The sequence below is a fragment of the Micromonospora sp. NPDC050795 genome (genome assembly GCF_044456785.1).
GTDB lineage: Bacteria > Actinomycetota > Actinomycetes > Mycobacteriales > Micromonosporaceae > Micromonospora.
The window spans coordinates 1-2,293 of record NZ_JBITGE010000094.1; the positions used below are offsets into that span (position 1 = coordinate 1).

Sequence of the window (2,293 nt, forward strand, 5' to 3'; positions counted from 1 at the left end):
CGGCGCCGGATCCGGCGTTGGTCACCGCGTTGGCCGCGCACGGCCTGCACCACAACCCGACCACGCTCCCCGACAACAAATGGCGGCTGCAACCCAGCGGCGCCAAAATCATCCGGCCCGATCAGGACTACGCCCAGGCGTTGAACCGCCTGTCGGTAGGCACCCGCATCACGCGGAACACCACAGTGACACTGCCCGGTCATAGCGTCCCTGTTCCCATCGGCCAACTGGTGAACACACTGCGGAACAGCTCGGCCACCGGGGGGCGGATGGCGACGCCGGATCCGGCGTTGGTCACCGCGTTGGCCGCCCACGGCCTGCACCACAACCCGACCACGCTCCCCGACAACAAATGGCGACTGCAACCCAGCGGCGACAGAATCATCCGGACCGATCAGGACTATGCCCAGGCGTTGAACCGCCTGCCGGTAGGCACCCGCATCACGCACAACACCACAGTGACACTGCCCGGTCATAGCGTCCCTGTTCCCATCGGCCAACTGGTGAACACACTGCGGAACAGCTCGGCCACCGGGGGGCGGATGGCGGCGCCGGATCCGGTGTTGGTCGCCGCGTTGGCCGCGCACGGCCTGCACCACAACCCGACCGCGCTCCCCGACGGCAAATGGCGGCTGCAACCCGCAGCAGCCGTCCCTGCCCGGCCCGTCCCCGCAGGGAACACCACCACCGCCCTGACCGGTCCCACCGCCCTGACCGGCCCCGCCCCCGCCCCCGGGCGTGTACTGAGCATCGCCGAGCTTCTCAACCCTCCAGGGCAGCCCCCACACCTCGCTGAAAACCCGCCACCGCCACCATCGGCGCCCACCACTGTCACCAAGACTGACAGAATCGCCCCCTGGCACATCCCCACCCCAACCATGCCACCAGCCGCCACCCCAACCGCGCCACCGGCGGGCACCCCAACCACGACATCGGCGGGCATCGCCGCCGCGGCGCGGCTGTCGACCGTTACTGCCTCAGCACAGCCGAGAGCCGCCAACCGCGAGGACCGCGGCTATTTCCCCACCCCCACCCGTCCCCGCTCAGCCTCCCCTTCGCGCACATCCCCACCGCACACCACGACACCAGGCACATCAGCGCCACCCCACCGCTGACATACGAGAGGTTTCCGGCGGTCTTGGTTAGCCTCGGTCTTTCAATTGGGTGTGGGTGCATAGCCGATGCTCGATGAGTATGGTTCTCGTGGTTGCTGACGTTTTGACGGCATGGTGAGGACCCGGCGTGGGGCCGGGTTCCTCCGTGTCGACTGGTAGTGGTGGGGCTGCGGGATCAGCCGGTGGGCCGGGGTAACGCGGTGAGAGCGGTGAATGCGGTGGTCAACGCGTCGGTCCAGGGCTAGCCGTTGGCGATAGCGAGACGGGCTCGGCGGGCGGTGCGGGTGATCCGGGCCGCGACGTGCAGCAGTCGGTTAGCGCGGTTTCTTGGGCTCAGCGGTGGCGAGGTCATCGTCCAGCAGCAGATTCTGGGTCCTGGCGAGCAGGTCGGTGCCGGTCAGCGCGAGTTGGAGCCAGGCCTGGTTGATCGCGGACAGTCGGGACGGGAACCGGCCGAAGCCGGTGTCTTTCCCGGTGTGGATGCGGTCTTCGACCCGGGCGTGAGCCCGGTGGCGGGCTTCCAGGAATTGGATGCTGCCGGTGCCGGGCGGGGTGTCGGTGGCGACGATCTGGTGCCGTCAGCCCTCGATGGTGTCGAACAGCGACAGTTGGGCACCGGGGTGCGGGCGTTCCCGGCGGACCAGGAAGCGGGTGCCCTCGGGCCAGCCGCCGGCGTCGAAAAGGCCGGTGATCTCGCAGACTTCGGCATGTTCTCGCAGGTCACCGCCGGTGTCGACGGCGGGGACCCAGCCGGTTGCGGCCCGGATCGCTTCACGTACGGGTTCGGAGATCGCGGCGCCGGCCGAGAACCGGATATCGAGGTGCTGCTCGCGCAGGCTGCGGATATGGGCGAGGAACCCGTGACTGGAACCGGCAGCGTCGGCGCGGAGCAGGATCGGGGTGCCGTGCCGGCAGGCGTCGGGGACCTGGGCGAGGGCGTGATCGAGGACGGTGTTGTGGTCGGCGGTGGTGTTGGAACCGGCCCGGCCTTCCCGTAGCAGCCCGGCAAGGGCTTCGCCGGTGTTGTCCAGGAAACACAGCAGCGGGTGGTAGCCGAAGGTCTTCTTCCAGGTGCGGGTCGCTGCTTGCTTCTCGCAGTGGCAGATCACGATGGTTGCGTCGATGTCCAGGACCAGGCCGTCGACCAGCCGGCCGGCGACCGCCGGTTGCGGCAGGTC

General features: G+C 68.9%; 2 pseudogenes. One reads left to right on the forward strand and one right to left on the reverse strand.

Features of this window, described 5'->3' with window-relative positions:
* Nucleotides 1-1,115 (forward strand): annotated as a pseudogene (locus ACIBEF_RS32270) (hypothetical protein); the annotation flags it as partial.
* A gap of 175 nt (nucleotides 1,116-1,290) precedes the next feature.
* On the opposite strand, the pseudogene ACIBEF_RS32275 reads toward ACIBEF_RS32270, so the two are convergent.
* Nucleotides 1,291-2,293: pseudogene (locus tag ACIBEF_RS32275) on the reverse strand (IS1380 family transposase); the annotation flags it as partial.